The sequence below is a fragment of the candidate division WOR-3 bacterium genome (assembly GCA_039804165.1).
Lineage (GTDB): Bacteria > Hydrothermota > UBA3072 > UBA3072 > UBA3072 > JAFGHJ01.
This window is the reverse complement of record JBDRZZ010000008.1, coordinates 1-21,967: the sequence shown is the minus strand read 5'-3', so window position 1 is coordinate 21,967 and position 21,967 is coordinate 1. Positions and strand designations below refer to the sequence as shown.

Here is a 21,967-nt window from a genome sequence, read left to right as displayed (position 1 = left end):
TTGCCATAACTTCTGAAAACCAGGTTACTTCTATTTCTCCGTAAATCTCGTGTTTAAAATATTTACAAAAAGACTTAAAAAATACTCATTTTATTCCATAATTTCGTTTCATAAAATTACAATAAGAATCTTCTTCGTATCATCCTATTCTTTAAGTTCAACAATCTCCAAAGACACCTCTTGACAAGTCTATTTTCTCTATTATTATATATATTCAAATAGATAGCCATCTATATATAGTTTTTTCGCAAAAGGAGGGAGATAATGAGTCTTTGGGTTATTTCAAAAAGGCAGTTTGATATTATAAGATTAAATAAAACCCTTAACTCAAGGGTTTCAAGAAGAATTATTTCAACTGCTTTAAAAAAAGAAAATGGAAAATATTTATTTGAGGTTATAATAGACAAATACTGTAATAACTCTTTAAGCAACTCAGAGAAAATTAAATATTTTCCTCTTATTAAATTACTGGATGTTGTAAGAAGATCTTTTGGAACTTCTGAAGAGGAATTCAAGAAAAGTCTTCAACAAATAACCATTAGGAAAATATTTGCCAATGCCTTAGAATCCCTTGACAAATATGGATTTAAAACTCCTCAGCCATTTGCCGATCCAGTTATGTTAGTATGGAACTTTACAAATAAATGTAATCTACTTTGTAAGCATTGTTATCAGAGTGCAATTCATTTAAGAGAAAAAAACAAGAAAGAAGAGCTCACCCTTTCGGAACGTTTAGAAATAGTTGAAAAGATTGGAGAAAGAAATATTCCATCCCTTTTCTTCTCTGGGGGAGAACCTCTTATAGATAAAGATTTCTGGGAGGTTGCTAAAAAGGCGAAAGAAAAAGGACTCTATTTATCTATTGCAACAAATGGAACCCTTATAGACAGAAATATGGCAAAGAAGATAGCAGAACTTGAAATAGGTTACGTTCAAGTCTCCATTGATGGAGCCTCTCCAGAAAAACACGACAAAATAAGAGGAATCCCTGGAATGTGGGAAAGAGCAATAAAAGGGATTAAGAATCTTATAGATGCAGGAGTTACAACTTGTATTGCCTACACCCACATGAAAGAGAATCATAATGAGATTAAAGGGATATTCAAACTAAGGGAGGAGCTTGGTGCTTATAAGGTCGTAGTTTATAATTACATCCCAGTGGGTAGAGGTGATTTTAAAAACGATCCAACTCCAGAGGAAAGAGAAGAACTTCATAAATTAATGTATGAACAACTTGATAGAGGAAAACACATAGTTGCCACAACAGATCCTACTTTTGGAGCTTTCTGTAGGAGAAACGAATCCTGTTCCTTAATTCTTGCTCATTATGCAGATTTGAAATCTAAAGAGTTAGGCGCCATTGCTGATGTAGTAGGTGGATGCGGAGCAGGAAGAGCCTACGCTGCAATACAGCCTGATGGAAGATTTACCCCTTGTGTTTATATGCCCGATCTTACCATTGGGAATTTAAAAAATCAAACAATTGAAGAATTATGGAATGAGCATCCACTAATGAAAGTATTAAAGAAAAGGGAAGACGTAAATTGTGCAAATTGTTCTGAAGAAGAAGCCACCGTTTGTGGAGGTTGTAGAGCAAGAGCGTTTCAGTATTTTGGAGACTTAAAAGCTCCTGATCCGGGATGCATTTATAATAAAGGACTTCTTAAAGAGCTTTCTGAAAAATTAAAAGATAAATCTAAAGTTAGTGTTGAAATTTAAAGGAGGGAAAATGATAATGGTTATAAAATTCTTAAAAATACTTTCTTTTCTTATTTTTATTGGAGTATCTCTTCTGGCCGAAGAAAAGCCATTAAAAAAATTTTCCACAGATACAATTAAAACAAAAGAAGGGGAAGTAAAAATTACTTTTGTGGGTCATGCATCTTTATTTTTTGAATTCAACAAAAAAGTCATCCATATTGATCCAACACTAAAAGAGGCAGATTACACCAAATTGCCTAAAGGAGACTTAATCTTAATCACTCATGAACATTGGGACCATTTTGACCCAGAGGCTATAAAAGCGATAAGGACAAAGGAAACAGTGCTCATATTAACAGAGAGATGCCAAGAAAAAATTAAAGATGGAACTGTTATGAAAAATGGGGATATAGATACCTTAAATGGATTCCCAATAGAAGTTCTTCCAGCTTACAACATCATAAACAAAAGAGAAAATGGAGAACCATTTCACCCAAAAGGAATTGGTAATGGATATGTAATCACCTTTGGAGATAAAAAAATATATGTTGCAGGAGATACAGAAAACACACCAGAAATGAAAGCTTTAAAGGATATATATGCTGCAATCCTTCCAATGAATCTGCCATATACAATGAGTCCTCAAATGGTCGCCGATGCAGTAAAATCTTTTAAACCAAAGGTATTATATTTATATCATCGAGATGACAAATTCATCCCTGAAATTTCAAATTTACTAAAGGATGAAAAAATAGATTTAAGGATTAAATAAAAATCACTCATATCTAAGAGCCTGAGCTGGATCCATCTTTGAGGCTTTATTTGCAGGATATATTCCAAAAAAAATTCCCACAACAATTGCGAAAAAGAATGCAAGCAAAATAGAACCGGGAGTAACAACTGACTTACCACCTTCACTTAGAAACCTCGGACCAGGAGTGATTGGTCCAGCTCCAACTATCATATTCCCTAAAGTGGTGGCGAAAATAATCCCCAAAATAATTCCAATAATTCCCCCACTTAAAGATACTATTACTGATTCAATTAAGAACTGAATTAAAATATCTAATCTCTTTGCTCCTATTGCCTTTCTTATTCCAATTTCCCTTGTTCTTTCTGTAACAGAAACAAGCATTATGTTCATTATACCAATTCCTCCAACGATAAGAGATATTGCAGCAATCCCAGAAAGCATAATTTTAAAAGTCTTTGCGGTTTGTTCTATTGTCTGTTTGAATTCTTCTCTATTCATTATTCTAAAGTCCTCAACCTGATTGTGCCTTTTAAGAAGAAAATCCTTAACTTTTTCTTCGTAGTCTTTTGAAGGGATGCTCCCTTTCGTCTGGACTTGAATCTCCCTCACAATATCATCTTCCCCTGTAATTCTTTTTTGGGCAGTAAAAAGGGGAATAATTATCCTATCATCAAAATTATTCCATCCAATAGAGCCTTTTTCTTCTAAAACCCCAATCACTGTGAAACGCATATTACTTATCTTTATCTCCTTACCAATTGGATCTTCCTCCTCAAATAATTCATCTTTAATTGTCTTCCCTATAACACAAACCTTTGTCCAAGACCTTAATTCATCTTCTGTAAAAAAACGACCCTCTTTAACATAGTGATTATTTATGGATTGATAAGAGGGAAGAGTTCCAACAATATTTGTCTCCCAATCTTTATCCTTATATTTAGCCGTAATAGTAGCTCTAACCTCAGGCTCAACATCGTAAATGAAGTCTAATTCCTCTTTAAGAGCAAGAGCATCTTGATAAGTAAGACCTTTAGATCTTCCTTGCCACAAGAGAGCTTCCTCTTTAGTTTGTGGTCTCCGGTAATGGATGCTTATAATGTTTGACCCTAATTTTTCTATTTGAGTAGTAATACTTCTTTTTGCTCCTTCTCCAATGCCCATAACCCCAATAACCGCTCCAACCCCTATAATTATCCCGAGAACTGTAAGAAAAGAACGGAGTTTATTAGCCAAAAGTCCTCTATACCCTGCAACAAAACCTGAGATAATGCTTCCAAGAATGCTCCTATCTCCCCTTTTTTCCTCTATCTTCTTAGGATTTTCTCTTTTTCTTACCCTCTTTTTTATCTCTTCTTTTTCAATCTTTCCATCTTTTATCTTAAGATTTCTTTCTGCATATTTGGCAACTGTTGAATCGTGAGTAACCATTATGATAGTCCCGCCCTCTTTGTGAAGTTCTTCAAAAAGAGCCATAATTTCTTTTCCTGTTTTAGAATCAAGATTTCCTGTAGGCTCATCTGCAAGTATTATTGAAGGATTATTTACTATAGCCCTTGCAATAGCAACTCTTTGTTGTTCTCCTCCTGAAAGTTCATTGGGATAATGATATGCACGATGTGAAAGACCCACCTTAATAAGAGCATTCATCGCTCTTTCTTTCCTCTCTTCTTCCTCTACTCCTGAATATAAAAGAGGCAGTTCCACATTGTCTATTGCGCTCATTCTTGGGATAAGATTAAAACTTTGGAAAACAAATCCTATCTTCTTCTTCCTTATAATAGATAGATCAACCTCGCTTAATTCACTAACATCCTCCCCTTCCAAAAAATAACATCCAGAAGTTGGTTTAGATAAACATCCAATTATATCCATAAGGGTTGTCTTCCCAGAACCAGATGGGCCAAGAATAGCTAAAAACTCTCCGTTATGCACCTCAAGAGAAATACCTAAAAGAACAGGAACTTCTAAGTTTCCTATATTATATACCTTAGTAATATCTAATAATTTAATCAACTCCATATTTTTATAATCTTGGAGGCATCATTCTTCCGCCACCAATTTGAGGCCTACCTTCTTTTCCAAAAGGCTCCTTTTCTAACGGAACTAATAATGTATCTCCTTCCTTAAGGCCACCCTTTATTTCTATCCTAATCTCATCACTTAAACCTGTAACAACCGGTTTTGGTGTAATCTTTCCTCCTCTCCGTAAAAGAACCATTGTTCTCCCATTGTCTTTTAAAATAGCCTCTTTAGGAATACAAAGAACGCTCTTAGCCTCTCCAACAATTATATCAAGATCTGCCGTCATTCCAGGGCGAATTCTTCCATCAGGATTTAAAATCTCCACCTCAACGGGATAAACAACAAGATTTTGGCTTTCAATCCCTGAAGGTGAAATCTTTTTTACCTTACCCTTATAAATTACACCTTTAATAGCGTCAAATCCTATCCTAACATTTTGTCCCTTTGCAAGATATCCTATATCCACTTCATTTATATTAACTTTTACAATCATTTCACTTAAATCGGAAATTGTCATAATAGTAGTCCCTCCACCTCCAATTGCTTGAGTTCCCGAGGTTATCATCTCTCCTTCTTCCACATTTATACTTGTAACAGTCCCATTAATTGAGGAGGTAAGAGTAATATTATCAACCTCAAGAGACTCCACATCTCCAACTTCTATATTTCCCCCAAGAACAACCCAAAGTTGTCTTATAGCAAGTTCAAGCTGAATTTTACAGTTTTCGTATTGTTTCTTTGCATCTTCAACATCCCAAGCAGCGATAAAACCTTCTTCATAAAGAGTTTCTTTTCTTTTTAAATTTCTTTCAGCTTCTTCCAAATCTAATTTTTTACTCTTTATAGATGCTTTTATCTGAGCTACCTTTTGAGCTTCTTCCGGTTGAGGTCGAATCAAAGCTAATTTCTGTCCTATTTTTACCTTATCGCCTTCCTCCACAAATAATCTTATCACCTCCCCAGCAAGAGCAGATTTTACATTTACAGAAGTCACAGGCTCTACCTTCCCACTCTCTGTAACCTTTTTAACAATATTATCTTTTCTAACTTGAACAATTCTTTCGGCAAATGGATTCTTCTTCTTTCCTTTAACAGTCCTAAAAAAAATCCCAATAACCAATAGTAAAACAATAGCCCCACTAATAAAAATGTATTTTTTCTTCTTTTTTATCATTCTTCCTCCTCATAAAGAACTCCCATAGCTTTTTTAAGCAAAGCGTTAGCTTCAAGAAATTCGTATTTCGACTCAACGAGATTTACTTCTGCCTCTGTAAGGAGAACTTCAGCATCAATCACTTCAGTTATTGGAGCAAGTCCATTTTTATATCTCCCAATAGCAGCCTCATAACTTTCTCTCGCACTTATAACTTCCCTTTGGGATAACTCTATCTTCTTTTTTGTATTCTCCAAATTAATATAAGCTCTTTTTACCTCCAGTTCTACCTCTCTTTTCAAATTTTCATACTCAAGCTTTGCATTGTTAAATTCAATACTCGCTCTACTAATAGCCCTATAGTTTTTGCCTCCATCAAATATTGGGAAACTTAAATTTAATCCCACACTCCAATCCGAATTATCTTCCAAATTATCTTTATTTAAAGGAACCCCCTGGAACAAAAATTTTTCTGCATAAATATTATACCCACCAATTACAGTTAAAGTGGGTGTCATATTAATTTTTGAAACCAAAAGATCACATTTACTTGCAGAAATTAAAAATTCTTGCCTTTTCAAATCAGGTCTTTTCCTATAAGCAACTTCCAAAATGCTATCAAAATCTGGAATTTCAGGTTCCTTTATTTCAACATCCTCAATTATAATAGAAGAATCCAACTTTAGACCCATTATTTCATTAAGCTCTATTTTTCTTATTAAAAGTTCCCCACTTGCCTCTTGCAAGTTAAGCTTCGCTCCTTCCAAAGAAACCCTTGCCTTTAAAGTATCCGCTCTCGGAACCAAACCAAGTCTAAACTGAGCCTTCGAGAAATCAAGTTGTTTCTGCTTCTGTTCCAAAGCTCTTTCTCTAAGATCTAAGATTCTTAGAGCTCTAAGAAGAGCATAATATCTTCTTATAACTTCTAAAATAAGGCTCATCTTTATATCTCGGAAGCTTTCCTCTGCAGAATGAAAATTAGAAACCGCCCTTTCTATTCCAAGATAAGTTCTTCCACTATTAAAAGGTTGAATAGAAGCCAAAATTTTAAGATCATAATGGTTTTCGTTCCATTCAATTTTATTAAAAGTTTTATTTAGATAATATCCACCCTTAAGTTCAACATCTGGAAGAAGTGTAGCCCTTGCATCACCTATTCCAAGTTCACTTTTTTTCAAACTCCCTTTCGCAACTTCCATTAAAGGAGAGTTTTTAAGAGCAATTTCAATACAATCATCTATAGAAAGAGTATCTCCTTCTCGAGAGGTATTTATAGAAAAAACTATGAATAAAATTATTATATTCATTGTTAACTTATAAACTCCTAAGGGGTGGTTTTAAATCTCTGAATAACCACCCCTTAGGAGTCAAGGAGGGTGAAATATGAAAATACTTTATCGCTTTTTTGGGCATTCTTCTTTGCCCATTTGCCTTTCCCTTAAAAATCGGAAAAGAAAATTTTTTGCCTCTTCTTTTTTCTCATCCGGAATAATTTTATATATCTCAATCTTCTCTTCCAACAATTTTCTTCTTACTTTCTGCCTCAATTCTCCTATTTCATCTTCAAGCGATAATATTTTATCAAAATTTGGATTTTTTTCAAGTAGGAGCTTTTCAATTTCTAAAATTTTCTTTTCAATTTCATTTTTTAATTCAAGTATTTTCTCTTTATATTTTACTTTCACTTCCTTTATCTTTTGAATAACATCTTCGCTCAGCTTAAGAGAAGAAAACTCCTCTATTTTCCCTTCAGATTTTGCTTGGAAAGGTAGTAAAAAACAAACCAGAACTGAAAAAAACTTCAATATTCTTTTCATTATTTACCTCCATTTTACTTAATATGACCCTCTAAGACCCAAAAAGGTTGCATTTTAAAAGCAATTTTCTTATTCTTCGCTAAAAGAATATGAGATAAATTCTTCTATATCTTCTGGAATTAAATCTGGATAGATGCTTTCGGTCACGGTTGAGATAAAATTACCAAAACTTTCTTTTCTAATTCTCTCCTTAGAAATATTCAATCCAATAACGAAAAAGAGAAAAAACCATAGAAATAAAGAACCTGTAAAAGCAATTTTTTTCTTTCTCCTTTTAGCAATAAGAGAAAGAACCCCTCCAGCAATCTCTTTACTCCAAGAATTGCTTTTTAATCTTTTCTCTATTTCCTCATCCAATTTATACATTACAACTCCTCCTTAAGTAATTCTTTCAATTTAGCCTTTCCTCTATGTATTCTTGACTTTATTGTCCCTTTTGGAAGAGAAAGAATTTTTACCATTTCCTTTTCTGTAAAACCTCTTATATACAAATTCATTACTTCTTTAAAATCTCCGGGAAGTTCCCCAATTGCCTTATTAAGTATTTCAAATAACTCTTTTTTCTCAATTTTCTCTTCCACACTACTCTCAAAATTCAAAAGAGTCCTCTCGGCATACTTTTCTCTTCTCCTTTCCGTAGACGAAAGTTTCCTATTCATTCTTATAGATTCGTTTTTAGCTATTGTATATAACCAAGAAGAGAGCTTTGACTCTTTCCTAAATTTATTTTTTATAAGGCTTTTATAAGCCCTAATATATGTTTCTTGAACAACGTCGTCTATAGCGTAATAATATTCCGAAAACAAATTTTCTCTAATTGCTTTTAAAACAAAACTCTTTGTCTCTTCAACAATAGAGGCAAAAGCCTCTGGATCCATAACCTACTCTTTCTCTGGTTGGAATCTTCGAAACGCTCTTTTAGGCTTGAATTCCTCTATTCTTTTTGCCAATTCTTCCTTTTGTTCTTTTGTCAAGATTGAATGCGCTCGAGCTATTTTCTCGGCAGCCAAACTATCGCACCTCATTCTTGTCTTTTCTCTTATTGAATTTAATTCATTCATAAAATTAAGAATTTCCTCTTTTGATAATTTCTCCTTTTTCACCATCTCTACAATTTTTTTCTTGATAATTTCTTCTCTTTCTCTATCCTCTTTTATTCTTTCAAAACTTTTTTCAAAGAATTCCCTTCTTATCTTTTCCAAAGAATCAATCTGTTCTTTTGATAAATTAAGCCATTCTACCATCCTGTCAATTCTTGGATATTTAAATAGGTATGGAGCCTCTCTTTTCCCTTCAAAATGGGGAAATGGTGGTTTCTCTTGTGATTGTTTTTTACATCCCAAAAATATAATCAAAGAAGAAAAGAATAAAAAAATTAATCGTCTTATCATTTTTCCTCCTTTTGGGATTAGACCTATTTAACTCTAATTTAGTTCCCACTAATTAGAAAACAAAAGCCAAATGAAATTTAAAGGTTTTTTATCTTATCCTTACCAATTTCACTGTTTTTCTATAGTCTTCTGTTTCCATTTTAAGGAAATAAATCCCAGAAGGAAGTGTAGACGCCTTAAGGGGAATAGAATAATATCCAGGATCTTCCACTCTATCCACAAGAATTTTTGCTTTCCTACCAGCGATGTCAAAGAGACAAATACTAACTCTTTCTTTCTTAGAAAGAGCATACCTTAAATCTAAATCACCCATTATAACAGTATTAACCCTGAATAAATAGGTGGAATCAGGAATTTCCGTAATCCCAGATAAGCCCTCCCACCACTTATAATAACCAATCTCAGGAAACCTCTTCTTGTTCCTCAATAAAGATTTATCTTCAGCAAAGAAGAAATACCTCAAAGTATCTTCTGTAAGGCTAAGAGTAAAGAAATACTCTCCATCATCAAGAGTATCAAAAACAAATTTCTCTACACCTCCTTCTAAATAACCAAGACAATCTAAAACAACCCCAGATGGATCCTCTAAAAATACCTTAATTAATATCTCATCACCAACCTTATTGATTAAAACAGTATCAAGCTCAGGAGGAGTAAGATCAACAAAAACCTCATCACTTATGGAAAAGAAGGAATCAACTGGATTTATGAATAAACCCATTATTTTATATGAATATCTGGAATCAGCCTGGATAGTTGTATCCGTGTAAGAAGTCTCTTTTAAGTTGTAAGCTATTCTCTCCCAAATTCCGCCAGATGAACGGTAAACACCAAAAGAAACAAGAGAAGCAACTTTCTCCTCTTCACTCCCAACAGGATGAGAAAACATTCCATTAATAAGAAGCTCTCCTGGCGTTCTAAACTCCCACGAATTTTCACTTCTTTTAACCGTATGACTTCCTTCCCCAAAACCATCAAAAATCCCATATAGATCCTTTGAACCTTTTATCCCAACAAAAATTCCTTCTTTTGGAACCTCTATTCCGGGAAGCTCTATCTCCTTATAACCATTATAGAAAGAGTCAACAAAAACAAAAGAATCTATTTTTACACCGGGTAATAAATCAGCTCCAATATAATAGAGGGAAATTTTCAAAGTATCAATAATGAAGGACCCTTCATCTATAAACTCAATCCCAATCCGATTTAGCTTGGCAGGTATAAATTGAGGAGTGAATCTCGTTGCAAACTCTATATCGCTTAAGCTTACCGTATCAGAATGTAATCCACAATGATAATAAATAAGATCTCTTGGAAGATCCCAATTTAGAATAACAGAAGGCTTATTGGAATAAGTTAAACTCTGCCAGCTCGGCTTTAGAGCAGACAAAACCCAGAAATCTCTCTCCCCTTCTTTAGGATATCTTGCAATATTCCCAAATTCATCCCGAGCAATCAAGTGATACTCAATGTGAGTCCCGTTTGGATGTGATGGAATTAGATATCTATTCGTATCTCCCTTAACTGAATGAGCAGAGAGCGCATTCCAGGAACTTCCTCCACTTGAAGCAATTCTATAGTAGAGAGTGTCTGTAAATGGAGTTCCAGTTAATTCAGGTTCGTAAATACGGGCAATTAATTCATAGAAACGATTACTCGAATATGTGTTGCTCGGCTCTTTTAGAACAGAAATCACTGGAGCAGTCGTGTCCGCAACATAAACATCAAAACGGAGAACAGTCCCTGCAAGACTCACCGAATCCTTCTCAAGATGTAAATACAATTCATTTGTTCCTCTCTTACAACCCTCAATCGGATAGGTGAATTCAAAATGGTTCGGAATATCCTTCTTAAGAGATAGAGAAATATCCATCTTAGAAGAACCTGTCGAGGAAATATTGAGATGGACAGCAAGGTCTATATCCGAGAAAATATCCATCCAGACTTTAGCAATCTCTCCATTGTGATAGAAGTTCGTATCCATTTTTGCATTCTTGAAATAAACCGTTATCCCATTGACATCGAATGGATGCTCTCCAGAGAGGAAAACATCTTTGCCATTTGAACTTAAAAGAGGCTTACCTAAAACCCATTGCTTCGCAAGAGGAGTCTCGAATCTACCACCTCCTAAAGCTGAGAGCTGTGAGCTGTCAACTGAAAGACCTCTCCCCGAAAGCTGCAAGCTCTGAGCTTTGAGCCCATTCTTATAAACCAGATAATCAATCGTATATGTCCCCGACCGAGTCCAATTTGGAATCACAAACTCAAACCTCATTGTATCATCTCTGAGTTTGAAACTATCTTTTATTTCCTCTTTTGGTGAGAAGTAAACACGATAATTAAAGAGGTAAGAAGTATCTGCGAAGTGTTTTATAAGAGTTGCCCGAACAGTGTCAAGCATCTCGTATCTACTTTTATCCGTGTATATCGTAAGAAGTGAATCTGCAATATACACATACCTCTCATCAAGAACAAGAGACCTTCCAGAAGGATTGTAAATCCCCCATCCAAGTTTCTTCTCATTCCGGTTAACAGGTAAATTAAAACTAAGGACTTTTCTTGTGGATGGGAATGAATCCAGAATTAAAGAACCGGAAGGCTTAAAATCAAGATTTATAGAGTTTAAAAATAGAGTTTCTTCTTCCCTATTCTCAATTTTCAATTGCAACCACTTCGAAATGGGATAAGTTATGCTATCTGTAATAGTTGTCCATATTCCTTTTCCTATTAGCGAGTCTGTTCGTATTTGAACAACGAGAGAGTCTGAACCATCCCTTGTTATTGTCACACTGTCATAACCGATAAGTTCAATCGGGTCAGTTAAGTAAACGCCAGAGGCATCAAGATATAGAGTGTCCCTATTCGTTTTATTTAGAACTCCTTTTTCCATCCCCCCAAGGATAAAAGTTGTATCAAGCTCAAGTTCTCCATATCTAACAATTGAAAGAAGTTCTCCGCTAAATAGAGAGTTATTTTTGACAATTATAGAAAGTTTTGCGGTATCCTCTGGAGAATAAACAGGCTTATCAAGAGAATCTCTTGCTTCAATTCGGATGCCATTTACTTGAACAGGGAATAAAGTGTCTACTTCGGGATAGGAGTTCTTCAAAATTTCAGCACTCGCCCAGTATTTTCCTCCAGGGAAATCTTCAGGAATATAGAAACTCCCAGAAAACTTCTCAGAAGAACCCGGTTTAATCTCCGCATCTCTATTTATGTTTAAAACATCTACAAAATTAACTGCAACAGTTCTTTCTCCTTTCCCATTACCAATATTACTAATAGAAATCTCAACCATCCCGGAATCAGGAACAGAGAACTCTAAATTAGGTAAAGAATCAAAGTGATATATCGGATGAAATTCAAGAACTTGCGATTTTAAATTAACAGAAAATCCCCCTTCTAATAGAGCCCCAGTAAAGTAATATCTTCCTTCATCAATTGGCTCTTTTAAGAAAAATACAATGGTATCTTGCATCTTTATAGGTAGAGTAATAAGAGAATCAAAATAACATATTGGAGAACTTACAATAAGATTCCCAGAAAATGGAGCATAAGAACGATTACTTAAAGTAACCCATAATAGCACAGAACCAGTTGAATCACAGGTTGGAGAAACGAAGATAGAATCAACAAAAACTTGATTATTACCAACAATATTAACAATTGAGGAACTTGAATCCAACATCACAGATTTCTCCGGCGTCGTTTCCGCAAAGAGAAAACCAAGCAATTCGTAATTTCCTGGGTTGTGTCTATTAAAAGCAATTGGAACTGTATCACTTTTACCCATAGGTAAGTAAATCGTGGTTAGAGAAGTATCCACACCTGCTCTCTGGAGCTGGCTTATAAACGCAGAGAGACTCAAATCCTTCCCAACTCGTGCAACCGAAGAAATCGCAACCTGTTGAGCTGATAGAGTGGTGGGGAAAGGCTCAGCCCTCACCTGTTGTCTCTCGGCTGAGAACCCTGTTGCCGAGAGCTGTAAGCTGTGAGCTATAAGCCCTTTTGTTCTTTCAATTAGACAGAAAAGCACCTTCCCGCTTAAAGGATACAAACCCTCATTTCTCACAATCCCGTTCATCCTCACAGAATCCGGAGAAACCTCAAATAGAGAATCAAGAAGAACTATACCCTTTATTCCACAATCAATGAATTTCTTCTTTGTGAAACTCTCTCCTCCAGTTATCGCAATAACCTTTAAAGTATCAGACCTCACCGTAGAGAAAGAATCAACAAAAGTATAAGTCTCTTTGGGCCCAAGAGTTAATGAATTAATTAAAGTATCAGCACCAAATATCCTTTTAACCTCTAAAGAAAGAGGACTAAAGGAATAATTGTAAATTTCTGTTTTGGCAGTAAAAGGTGATAAATCAACAACATCAGGAGCAAAAATCTGCAAAGACAAAAGTCTTGTATTCTTCACAACAGGGATAAATTCCCTTCTAAGCGTATCACCAGAAGGAAGAGCAAGTTCCGCCCGAATAACTATAGGTTCCTGCGGCCTAATCACAAATGGGAATGAATCTAAGGACTGTGGGTTAAGCATAAAAGTCGTATCAAGATAAGTTGTATCAAGGCTTCCAAAATATCCTTTTACGATTAAATGTAAAGGCTCTTTTATCTCTGGAAGTGGATTTATCGTAAGAGGATTAATTCTGAACTCCTCTCCAACAAAACCTTCTTCCTTATTAGAATTCAAAAGTAAAGCAACATTATCTCCAATAACTGTGAATGATTTCCAATCGGAAGTAATGTGCTGAGGATAATTAGAATAAGCATCTCCAGATACAATATAATCTCCAGGAGGAACAGTATCTCTTATCGTATCAGCAAATGAAACACTCTCATAAGGCGAGAGACTTAAAGGATAGGTATTTTTCACAATAACCGAATCAGAAACAAAAGTTTTCAAATTCAAGAGTAAATCATAGAAAACAGGTGAATTCTCGTAATTGCCCTCCATAGTTATATAAATAGGTAAAAGACAATCTGAACCAATCATACTCGAAAGAGGTAGAAGATTATCATCACTCGGATATGTTGCATTCTGGTCTAAAACCTGATAGGAAATGGAACCAGAGTTAGGAATATCTATATTCCTGTAGTTATGAAATTTATATTTCCAAGGTGCGTCAGGAAACTCCGAAACCTTAAGCATTCCATTATCTTTACCAAATTCTCTGTAGAGGTAAAGATTGTTATAATAAATAATATTTACTATTGTATCATTAACTACTACATGCTCCTCGTCCGTTTCTTCTCTAACAATATAATTTTTGTAAAAAGTTATATCTCCACAAAAATCTTGCACAAAAACTCCCCCTCCTACTTCGAACTCTCTCTGGGGAGAAAAAATATTTAAACCACATCCTTCGCCACATAAAGTAGCTGCAAGTTTTCCATTATCAGATAGAGAAATACGCATATAATTTGCATAATTTGCTAATCCAAACGAATCAACTGATGTCCCTTCGATAGTTATAATTTTTTTTCTATCAGCAAGATAGATTACTCCGTCTTTATACTCTAACCCGAATCCATACCCATATGGATCCTCAAATTCTACCGGCAAAACAAAGGTGGAAATACTATCTCCTGAACTTGAAAATTCCCAGAGGATTCTAGTCCATTTATCTAAAACAAGAATGTTACCATTATCTTTAACTTCGATACCACCGATTGCCATAAAAAATCCACCTCCGGGAGGGTGAATATATCCAATAATCTCTCCTGAATTTGCATTTAACCTGTATACTACACCACTAGAAGGAGATGAGATATATATCACGCCTTGATGCACCTCCATATCAATATTCCATCCTATCATTGGAATCGAAACTGAAAATTCGGCAAGGAGATTGCCAAAAGGTCTATCCCATTTTCTCAAAAATATTTTATTACCGTTACAACTTGCGGACATCACCCATAAATTATCGTATTCGTCCACAGCAAGTGCAACAACTAAAAACGAATCTTCAGCCGGCATATATGGAAGATTGGCAACACATTCCAATGTATACTCTGGAGCAAGAATATACCCTCCGCTACTATCCGGTATAAGCCCAAAGGTCTCAACACTACCTGTGTCCGTTAAATCCCATATCGAAAAACTCTCTAAAGTATCTTTCATCCTCGCCACTTTCAAAGTCTCCGCACCATTCCATCCATATCCTCCGTTCTCAAGCACAGAAGAAAATGGAATCTCATCACCCTGACCATAATACTTCTTGGAAGTCGAGACCTGAATATTCGCAGTAAGACCATCAATATATATCGGACAACCATAAGGATATGAATTCAAATTAACGCCCCTGCCCTCTACAATACTTGCCTCTACCGATAGGTAATATTGACCACTTTTCCACTGGGGGACCGTGATGTTGAAAGTGTAAGAACCCTCTCCTGGAATTTCCACCACCCCGGGACCATCAAAATTTTCTACAATATTGCCAACCGCATCACCACCATAAAGGGAAACAGACTTAATGTCCACCCTCGAAGGAGATTTTATACTGTTTGTAAATGTAATCGGGATACTCGCACCAATCGAAAAAGTATCATTCAAAGGCCAGTGTAGAACCGCTTCAGGTGATTGCACAAAATACTGAAGCTTGCCGATAGATTCCCCCTTCCTATCGAGATATTTCCATCTGTAACTATAGGGAATCATTGTATCTGCAGGGATTTCCAAACCCACAAAGTCCTTCAAAGTGATTGTCCTCCCGGTTGTCGGATTCAAAATGATGGTGTCTCTTAAGGTATCTTTCCCAAGATAATCGCTCCATAAGGAAAATTCCAGTGGCACTCCGTATAAATCCCCCTTAAGAGAAACCCAAGCCTTAAACACCGCGGTATCTTCAGGTATAAAACCCTCTTGGTAATCAGAATAAACAGGTCTAAAACTCGAAACAATTGGTGGGTAGAACTCCAAAAATGCTGTTCGTTTAATATATCTGTTAATATATCTGTATTGAGCTTTTAACGCACTCCTTGTGGACCATAACTCCGGTTGGTAATTGAAAATCAATGTTGTATCTGTATCTATCGTATTCTCAATCATTATTGAATCTAAATATATTATTGAATCCGAAAAACTCACCCCTCTCACCAAAAGTTTTCCGGGTGGTAACCACCCTGAAGCAGACAACCTCACAGAAAAAAGATTAGACCCTCCATATTGAAAAGAATCAGGAAGAATAAATGAACATTTAACTTGAGGATAGGTCACCTCAAAACTCCTACTTGCAAAATTCCATAAACTATCTCTAAAAAATAACTCACAACATAATTTCTTTTTCCCCTCTATTATATCAAAATCCAAAAGGGAAAAAGCACCTTTTATTTCCTTCTTCTCTTTTGCCAAAAGCTCCAGAGTATCGCTCCAGATAATATGTTTAAAATAATCTTGGAGAATATAAAGATTAACAAAAGGGTAAGAAGCCTTAGGTAGCCTATTTTCCACTTCAATCTTATAATTCACCGAATCAACTCCAAGAACATAATTAGATTTATCAGTATAAATAAATAAACTAAAGGGCTTAGAAATTACACCTACACTTTTCGAACGACGAAGTGCAGTATTCCTAAAAAATCTACTAAAAAAGACCTGCTGATTTTGATACAATCCAAAGTAAACATCAGAACTAATATAAAAAGAACGCGTATATTCAACTATAATTTCTGAATCAGAAGGAATCGTTACGCCAAGAATTGAATCAATAACTTTCCACCCTCCCTCAACTTCATCTACACCTATTATGAGCTTACCTGGAAATGGATATTCTCCTTTATTTTTTATTTTTATTTGAAAGTTCACGGTATCTCCAATGAGAACTTCTCTCTTATCAGAAATAACCTCCATCTCAAAAATTCTAGAAGTGTAAATACTACCTATAGGAATATCTATCTTCTGAGCAAAAACTGCCCCACGATTATATCCTTGAATCCAGTTCCCATTTTCATCCTTTAATGCATAATCAATTACCCATAAACCAAGATTCTCTGGAATAGAGGATTTACTCCACGTCCATTCTGTCTCCTCTCCTCTTTCAAGAGAAATAGGAATAACTATAGAATCATACAAAACTCTATCAGGAGTATAAACCTTAATTATTGCAGCTCTTGCCCTTACAGTATCATTTGCAGTATATTTAATTGATACAGGAACAGCTACCGCTGAATCTTTATAAAACTCTGGAATTTCCATATCAGGATTAACCGCCCAGGTTGTCAAATCTCGGAGTAAATTTAACTCCCCTTGCGAACATTGATTATGCCCATAACTCCAATCAGAATACAAGGAAGAAAGAATTATAGTTCCAGCTCCATATTTATATGTAAAAAGCGCAGGCAGAGCATTCCTCACTCTACAAAGAAGAAACTCTGAATTTTCTGGAACTTCGTAAAAATATCCATCAATATTACAATCCATAACTGGACTTTTCTGCCCAGCGAAAATTGGATGCCACTTATTTAAATACGCTCCCCTCCAAAAACATGACTGATCCTCATTCCATCCATATCCTCCAACATTCCCGGGCAATACCTCTAATTCCGAGCCATAGCGTGGAGTAAACACAAGTAAATTTCCACCATTTCTAACATATTCTTCCAATTTCTGTTTAAATGTTGGTGTATTGAGCCCTGCAAGTCCAGCAGAACCGATAACCAATAGTTTCACAGAATCCTTAATATCAATTTCAGGATGATTAATAATTTTTAAATCTGGTTTAACAGGTAATGTCGAAATCCCATACCTCCCCAAAATATGTCCATATCCATCAGCCCAACCTGAAAGGAGGATGCCGATATCCGGGAGACCTGAAGGTGAAGCCCCTGTGCCTCCACCAAGTGTAGCCCCGCTTGTAGATGTGCTAATTATCCATGGAGTTGGGTATTCTGTGACACCTGGGGACTGGTTCTCATCCGAATGATCATACTCATGACTTTCGGAAGTCCAATAGTAGCCCTCCCCACTCTCATTTACACATTCTATTCTGATATCATAAAGGACATTCAGAGGTCTCTTTCCATTATTATTCAAAACAGTATAAGAATTTTTATGAATATTTTTAGGAGGTAATAAAAATCCTTCATTATTAGCATTAATTACCGACCACCCTCCAGGATTATTCACAAAAAATTGAATTTCGCACTCTACAGTGTCTTTTAACTTCCATCCCGCTGTAATCACTTTAGAATTCACACTCTCCCCGTCTCTTAAATGCGCTACCATTGAATCCTTAAACACCAAAACCTCGGGTTCTTCAGTCATAAATGTAAATTCGTAATTTCCCCCGGGGAGTCCGTCCTCATCTCCATCAAGTTGAATACTATCCTCCTTACTGATTGCTGTATCGGAAACTGTTCCTATATATCTTATACAATATTTAAGTTCATCTCTAAGTCTAAGCTCAAGGGTATCATAGTTCTTACTCCAGAAAGGAGTAAAATCCACAGAATCACTTCCATCCTCCGAAACAACCAAAACTGCTCTCTCTGTTGCAATTGAGTCCATCCTCTTAGAAAACACAATAGTGATGTTCTTATCAATCGGAACATCAGTTGCATTATCGGATGGGTCGGTATTAGTCACAATTGGTGCTTCTCCTATATACAATTTATGATTCACATCTATTCCTTCTTCGTATCTTTGCCAGTTGCCATTCCCATCACGGGTAGCAATAGTCCCAGGGTGTTTGTCTAATAAGTGTCCTGCAAGATCCCTACAGGAGATATTTATAACCGCCTTCCCTTTTCCAAAATCCTTAGGGATAGTTACAGAACCTTCCCATGTCTTCTTATCAATCCATCTTGCACCATCATCAATATCCAGTTCATTGGAAGATTTTTTGAGTGTCACTTTTATGGCATTCAGGTGGGTATCCATTTCCTCCGAAAAATATATCTTAAATGTCAGTCTATCACCTGGAGAAACATTCTCATCATTCCTTTTATCAAGGACAAGACCATCCTGAGTATCATTAAGTAGCCACATTGCATTGTAAACCAACTCTCCCTTCCTTGTAACCATAACAGCATAAACATAAGGAACGAAATTATCAAGAAGAACATCTGTAAAATCAGCACCTTTGCGATTTAGGGTATCACCTCCATTCAGCCTAATATCGTATCCCAACGCCCATACTCGATACCATCCATCCTTGTATGCTGCTTCCCTGTCAATCAATGCCTCACTTCCATTCCATGCTTGCCCTTGTTTTAATTTTGTATTCCAGTAACGATTATTAACCTGATGGTCTATTATGGGATTAGTAAGCCAGTAGTGAAATGTCACTGATTGAGCGTGTCTGCTGAGTGTCGTATCATAGATATGTGGAACCGGATTACCATCATTTGGAGGAGTTACCTGGTCAAAAATTCCTGATATTTCACTATGAACAACAGAACCCTGCTTTTTAACAACACTGTATGCGAACATATAGACTCCAGAATTATCTCCACAATTCGTAATATCCCGCATCTTTGCTCTTATTTCAACTTTACCCCATAAAGCATCAGGAGAACGCTCTATGCGTTCTCTTTGTAGTTCAATCCCCCAGGGGAAAAAAGCAGGTTTCAAAACAACAGGCAAATTATTATCCGAATACCCATCAAGACCTTCATCTTCTCGCAAAGGATTTTGATATGGACCACCTGCAGGTCCTTCCGCAAAATGGAGATGATTAAGATCATTCGTCTCTCCAATCTTGGTGGGATGGTCATTATTCGGGTCTTCATCTGTCGTGGAAGTATCTGCGATACCAACCACTGGTAGCCCTTTTGGATACCTATTTTTTAGATGAATATAGGCATAATCACTTACTCTCACTCCCTCATTTTCCTTTGTACCACTCCATTTACACTCTCCACTTTCAATTGAAAAGATATCAGTATTTTCGGAAGCTTGTATATCTGCACCATTGTGGAACCTTGGATAATGAGGGTCTTCTGTTATACCTTTTCTGTAATCCCCCAATGTTGCGATTACATTGTGGACTTGATTAAAAGGTCTTATTGGCCAGGGATAGGAATACAGACTTCCAGCAATAATAAATAACATCAAAAATATCTTGTTTTTCATATTCCCACCCTCCATCACTTTAAGATTTTTATCACTTTATCATTGGTAACTATACCCAACTTTCCACCTTTAGAACTCATCATCACTTTTCCCGTAAATCTCTCTTTTTTGATTACTTTCCCATCTTTCTTCGAGAGACTTAAAATCTCCGATGATTTCCAATTCCAGACACCTTTTATCATCTCGGGAATTATACCTCTACTTAAGATTTGATCTCCTGAAAGTTTTAGCGTGATATAATAGGTCAATTGTGTACCTCTATAGGGATAAAATTGCTTCACTGGTTTTTCCTGTTCTTCATAATACCACCGCATTTTGCCCTTAGGAGTAAAAGAATTTATATAACCAAATCCAGCAATGTAAATATTATTATACTCGTCAATCAGAATATTAGAGAAAGGAGCGCCTAATCTCGACGACCACAAAACCTCTCCTGTATTCCAATGAAGAGCTACTATATCGTAAACATAATCCTCCTTACGACACATACAAAACAACTCTAGATCTTCTTTTCCTGCAACAGTTCTCCAATCCCCAGTTATTTCAAAATCATACTCCTTCTTCCAGAGAATTTTACCTGCTTGAACATCTATCAATTTCCCAACACTTTTCTTCACTCCAGAAACCCAGGAAAAGATATATTTTCCTTCTTCCAGAAAAACATCACCTCCTACCTCTGCATTGGGAATTTCGGGATTTAGAGTCTCATAATCAACAACTTTTCTTTTATTCAAATCATAAATACAAATAGGTATAAGAAAACCATCGTAATCCCATGAAGTAGGGGTATATTTTACAAACCCCATATCCGATATCGGAGAGACTATCTGTCCCTTTTCAAAAGACAGCAATTCATTACCTTCAGAATCGAACAACATAGCTGCTTTACCCTTCTCCCCTTCTTTCTGGAATTGTTTCGAGACTCCAATATATTTTTCATTCGGAGATACATTTATATAATAATCACTTTCTCCGCCAAGTCGTAATTCCCTTTTCACTTTCCCATCCTTATCATAAAAAACAATCTTTGAAGCAATTATATATCCCTCAATAGCTCTCGTTCGTCTCCACTCTTCCTTTCCGTAAAAAACTACCTTCGGATAAGTGATTTTAGCCTTTCCTCTCGTTTTTTCCACCCCTTCAAATTCTGACTCCTTCCATCCCATATTAATCGCCTCTGCCACCGTCACCGTCGCAGTATCAAATATCACATCCACTATCTCCTCATCAAAGGTCTTCTCATAAACAGTAGTTAATTTTATCTGAGACGTTTCAGAAGTTGCGGTAGATTCAGTTGCTGGAGAATCTACTTTCTCTTTTACGCTTTCCAGTTCCTTTCGCGTAACCATTCCAACTAAGAATACATAAACAGTTACGAGAATAAAAACTTTTTTAAACATCTATTCCTCCTTTTGTTATGCCGTAAGCTGTAAGCCGTCGGCTGTAGGCTGATTATTATTTTATGAAATTCTATCTGCTTGTCAACTATTATTATCCCTTTCATCTGAATTTTCTCTTTCGCCCAATTCCAAATTTACCACATAATTGGAAGAAGCCCTCTCATTTAAAAGAGCATCCCCTGTCCCTGCTTTATTTATTTTGGAATTAAATTGAAAATTACCTTCAGAAAAACCACCGATGTAATAAAAATTATCAACACCTGGAGGAGAAGGCGTTGCATGAGGCATTGGGTCAACACCAGTTCGGGTTAAGGAACCTCTACCATTCTCGTTTCTCCTTACAACCATTCTTTCAAGAGGAAACGGTTCCGAATATTCCTCACCTGGAGGCAACCCTCCATAGACAATCTTTGCATACAAATGAGCATTATCAAAAGTACGAGACTCCTCATCGTCAAACAAATAAACAAAAACCCTGTCCAAATCATAATTATTTGTGTCGGTATCTACGGTTAAATCAATACTATCTTTTATCCTTTCATATAACTGCTCCGATTCAGGAGCTCCGGGAAGATGATAAAAAAGGGCATTTTCTTCTGGCTTAAGAATATTGAGTGTGTAATTGGGCGCCGAGTGAATGATG

The 21,967-nt window shown here is 36.0% G+C and carries 12 protein-coding genes; 2 read left to right on the top strand and 10 right to left on the bottom strand.

Annotated elements, in window-relative coordinates; translation table 11 throughout:
* Positions 1-264 precede the first annotated feature (264 nt).
* Together ABIN61_04380 and ABIN61_04375 are read left to right on the top strand one after the other, a co-directional pair.
* Positions 265-1,719: a radical SAM protein gene (locus tag ABIN61_04380; protein MEO0293445.1), complete on the top strand. Its 1,455-nt coding sequence runs from the start codon at positions 265-267 to the stop codon at positions 1,717-1,719.
* A gap of 10 nt (positions 1,720-1,729) precedes the next feature.
* Positions 1,730-2,473: an MBL fold metallo-hydrolase gene (locus ABIN61_04375; protein MEO0293444.1), complete on the top strand. Its 744-nt coding sequence runs from the start codon at positions 1,730-1,732 to the stop codon at positions 2,471-2,473.
* Positions 2,474-2,476: 3 nt separating this feature from the next.
* Here the strand turns inward: ABIN61_04375 and ABIN61_04370 are convergent, their stop codons facing one another.
* The 10 genes from ABIN61_04370 to ABIN61_04325 form a co-directional block, all read right to left on the bottom strand.
* The gene (locus tag ABIN61_04370) at positions 2,477-4,474 is read right to left on the bottom strand and encodes an ABC transporter permease (GenBank protein ID MEO0293443.1); all 1,998 of its coding nucleotides are present in this window, start codon (positions 4,472-4,474) and stop codon (positions 2,477-2,479) included.
* Between the two features lie 4 nt (positions 4,475-4,478).
* The gene (locus ABIN61_04365) at positions 4,479-5,651 is read right to left on the bottom strand and encodes an efflux RND transporter periplasmic adaptor subunit (protein ID MEO0293442.1); all 1,173 of its coding nucleotides are present in this window, start codon (positions 5,649-5,651) and stop codon (positions 4,479-4,481) included.
* Positions 5,648-6,937, bottom strand: coding sequence for a TolC family protein (locus ABIN61_04360; GenBank protein ID MEO0293441.1), 1,290 nt, complete (start codon positions 6,935-6,937; stop codon positions 5,648-5,650). Before ABIN61_04360 ends, ABIN61_04365 begins: the two co-directional genes overlap by 4 nt.
* A gap of 87 nt (positions 6,938-7,024) precedes the next feature.
* A complete protein-coding gene (locus ABIN61_04355) occupies positions 7,025-7,447 on the bottom strand; it encodes a hypothetical protein (protein MEO0293440.1) in 423 nt (140 codons plus the stop codon).
* Between the two features lie 69 nt (positions 7,448-7,516).
* Positions 7,517-7,813 (bottom strand): hypothetical protein, encoded by a 297-nt coding sequence (locus ABIN61_04350; protein ID MEO0293439.1) that lies wholly within the window; start codon positions 7,811-7,813, stop codon positions 7,517-7,519.
* Positions 7,813-8,325 (bottom strand): sigma-70 family RNA polymerase sigma factor, encoded by a 513-nt coding sequence (locus ABIN61_04345; protein MEO0293438.1) that lies wholly within the window; start codon positions 8,323-8,325, stop codon positions 7,813-7,815. The genes ABIN61_04350 and ABIN61_04345 overlap by 1 nt, the downstream gene beginning before the upstream one ends.
* Before the next feature lie 3 nt (positions 8,326-8,328).
* Entirely contained in the window at positions 8,329-8,838 is a 510-nt protein-coding gene (locus tag ABIN61_04340) for a hypothetical protein (GenBank protein MEO0293437.1), read from the bottom strand.
* An 88-nt stretch (positions 8,839-8,926) separates the two neighbouring features.
* Complete coding sequence (locus ABIN61_04335) at positions 8,927-19,924, bottom strand: Ig-like domain-containing protein (protein MEO0293436.1); 10,998 nt, start codon at positions 19,922-19,924, stop codon at positions 8,927-8,929.
* A gap of 14 nt (positions 19,925-19,938) precedes the next feature.
* Positions 19,939-21,324 (bottom strand): hypothetical protein, encoded by a 1,386-nt coding sequence (locus ABIN61_04330; GenBank protein MEO0293435.1) that lies wholly within the window; start codon positions 21,322-21,324, stop codon positions 19,939-19,941.
* Positions 21,325-21,405: 81 nt separating this feature from the next.
* Positions 21,406-21,967: hypothetical protein (locus ABIN61_04325; GenBank protein ID MEO0293434.1), on the bottom strand; the 562-nt coding region annotated here is incomplete at its 5' end.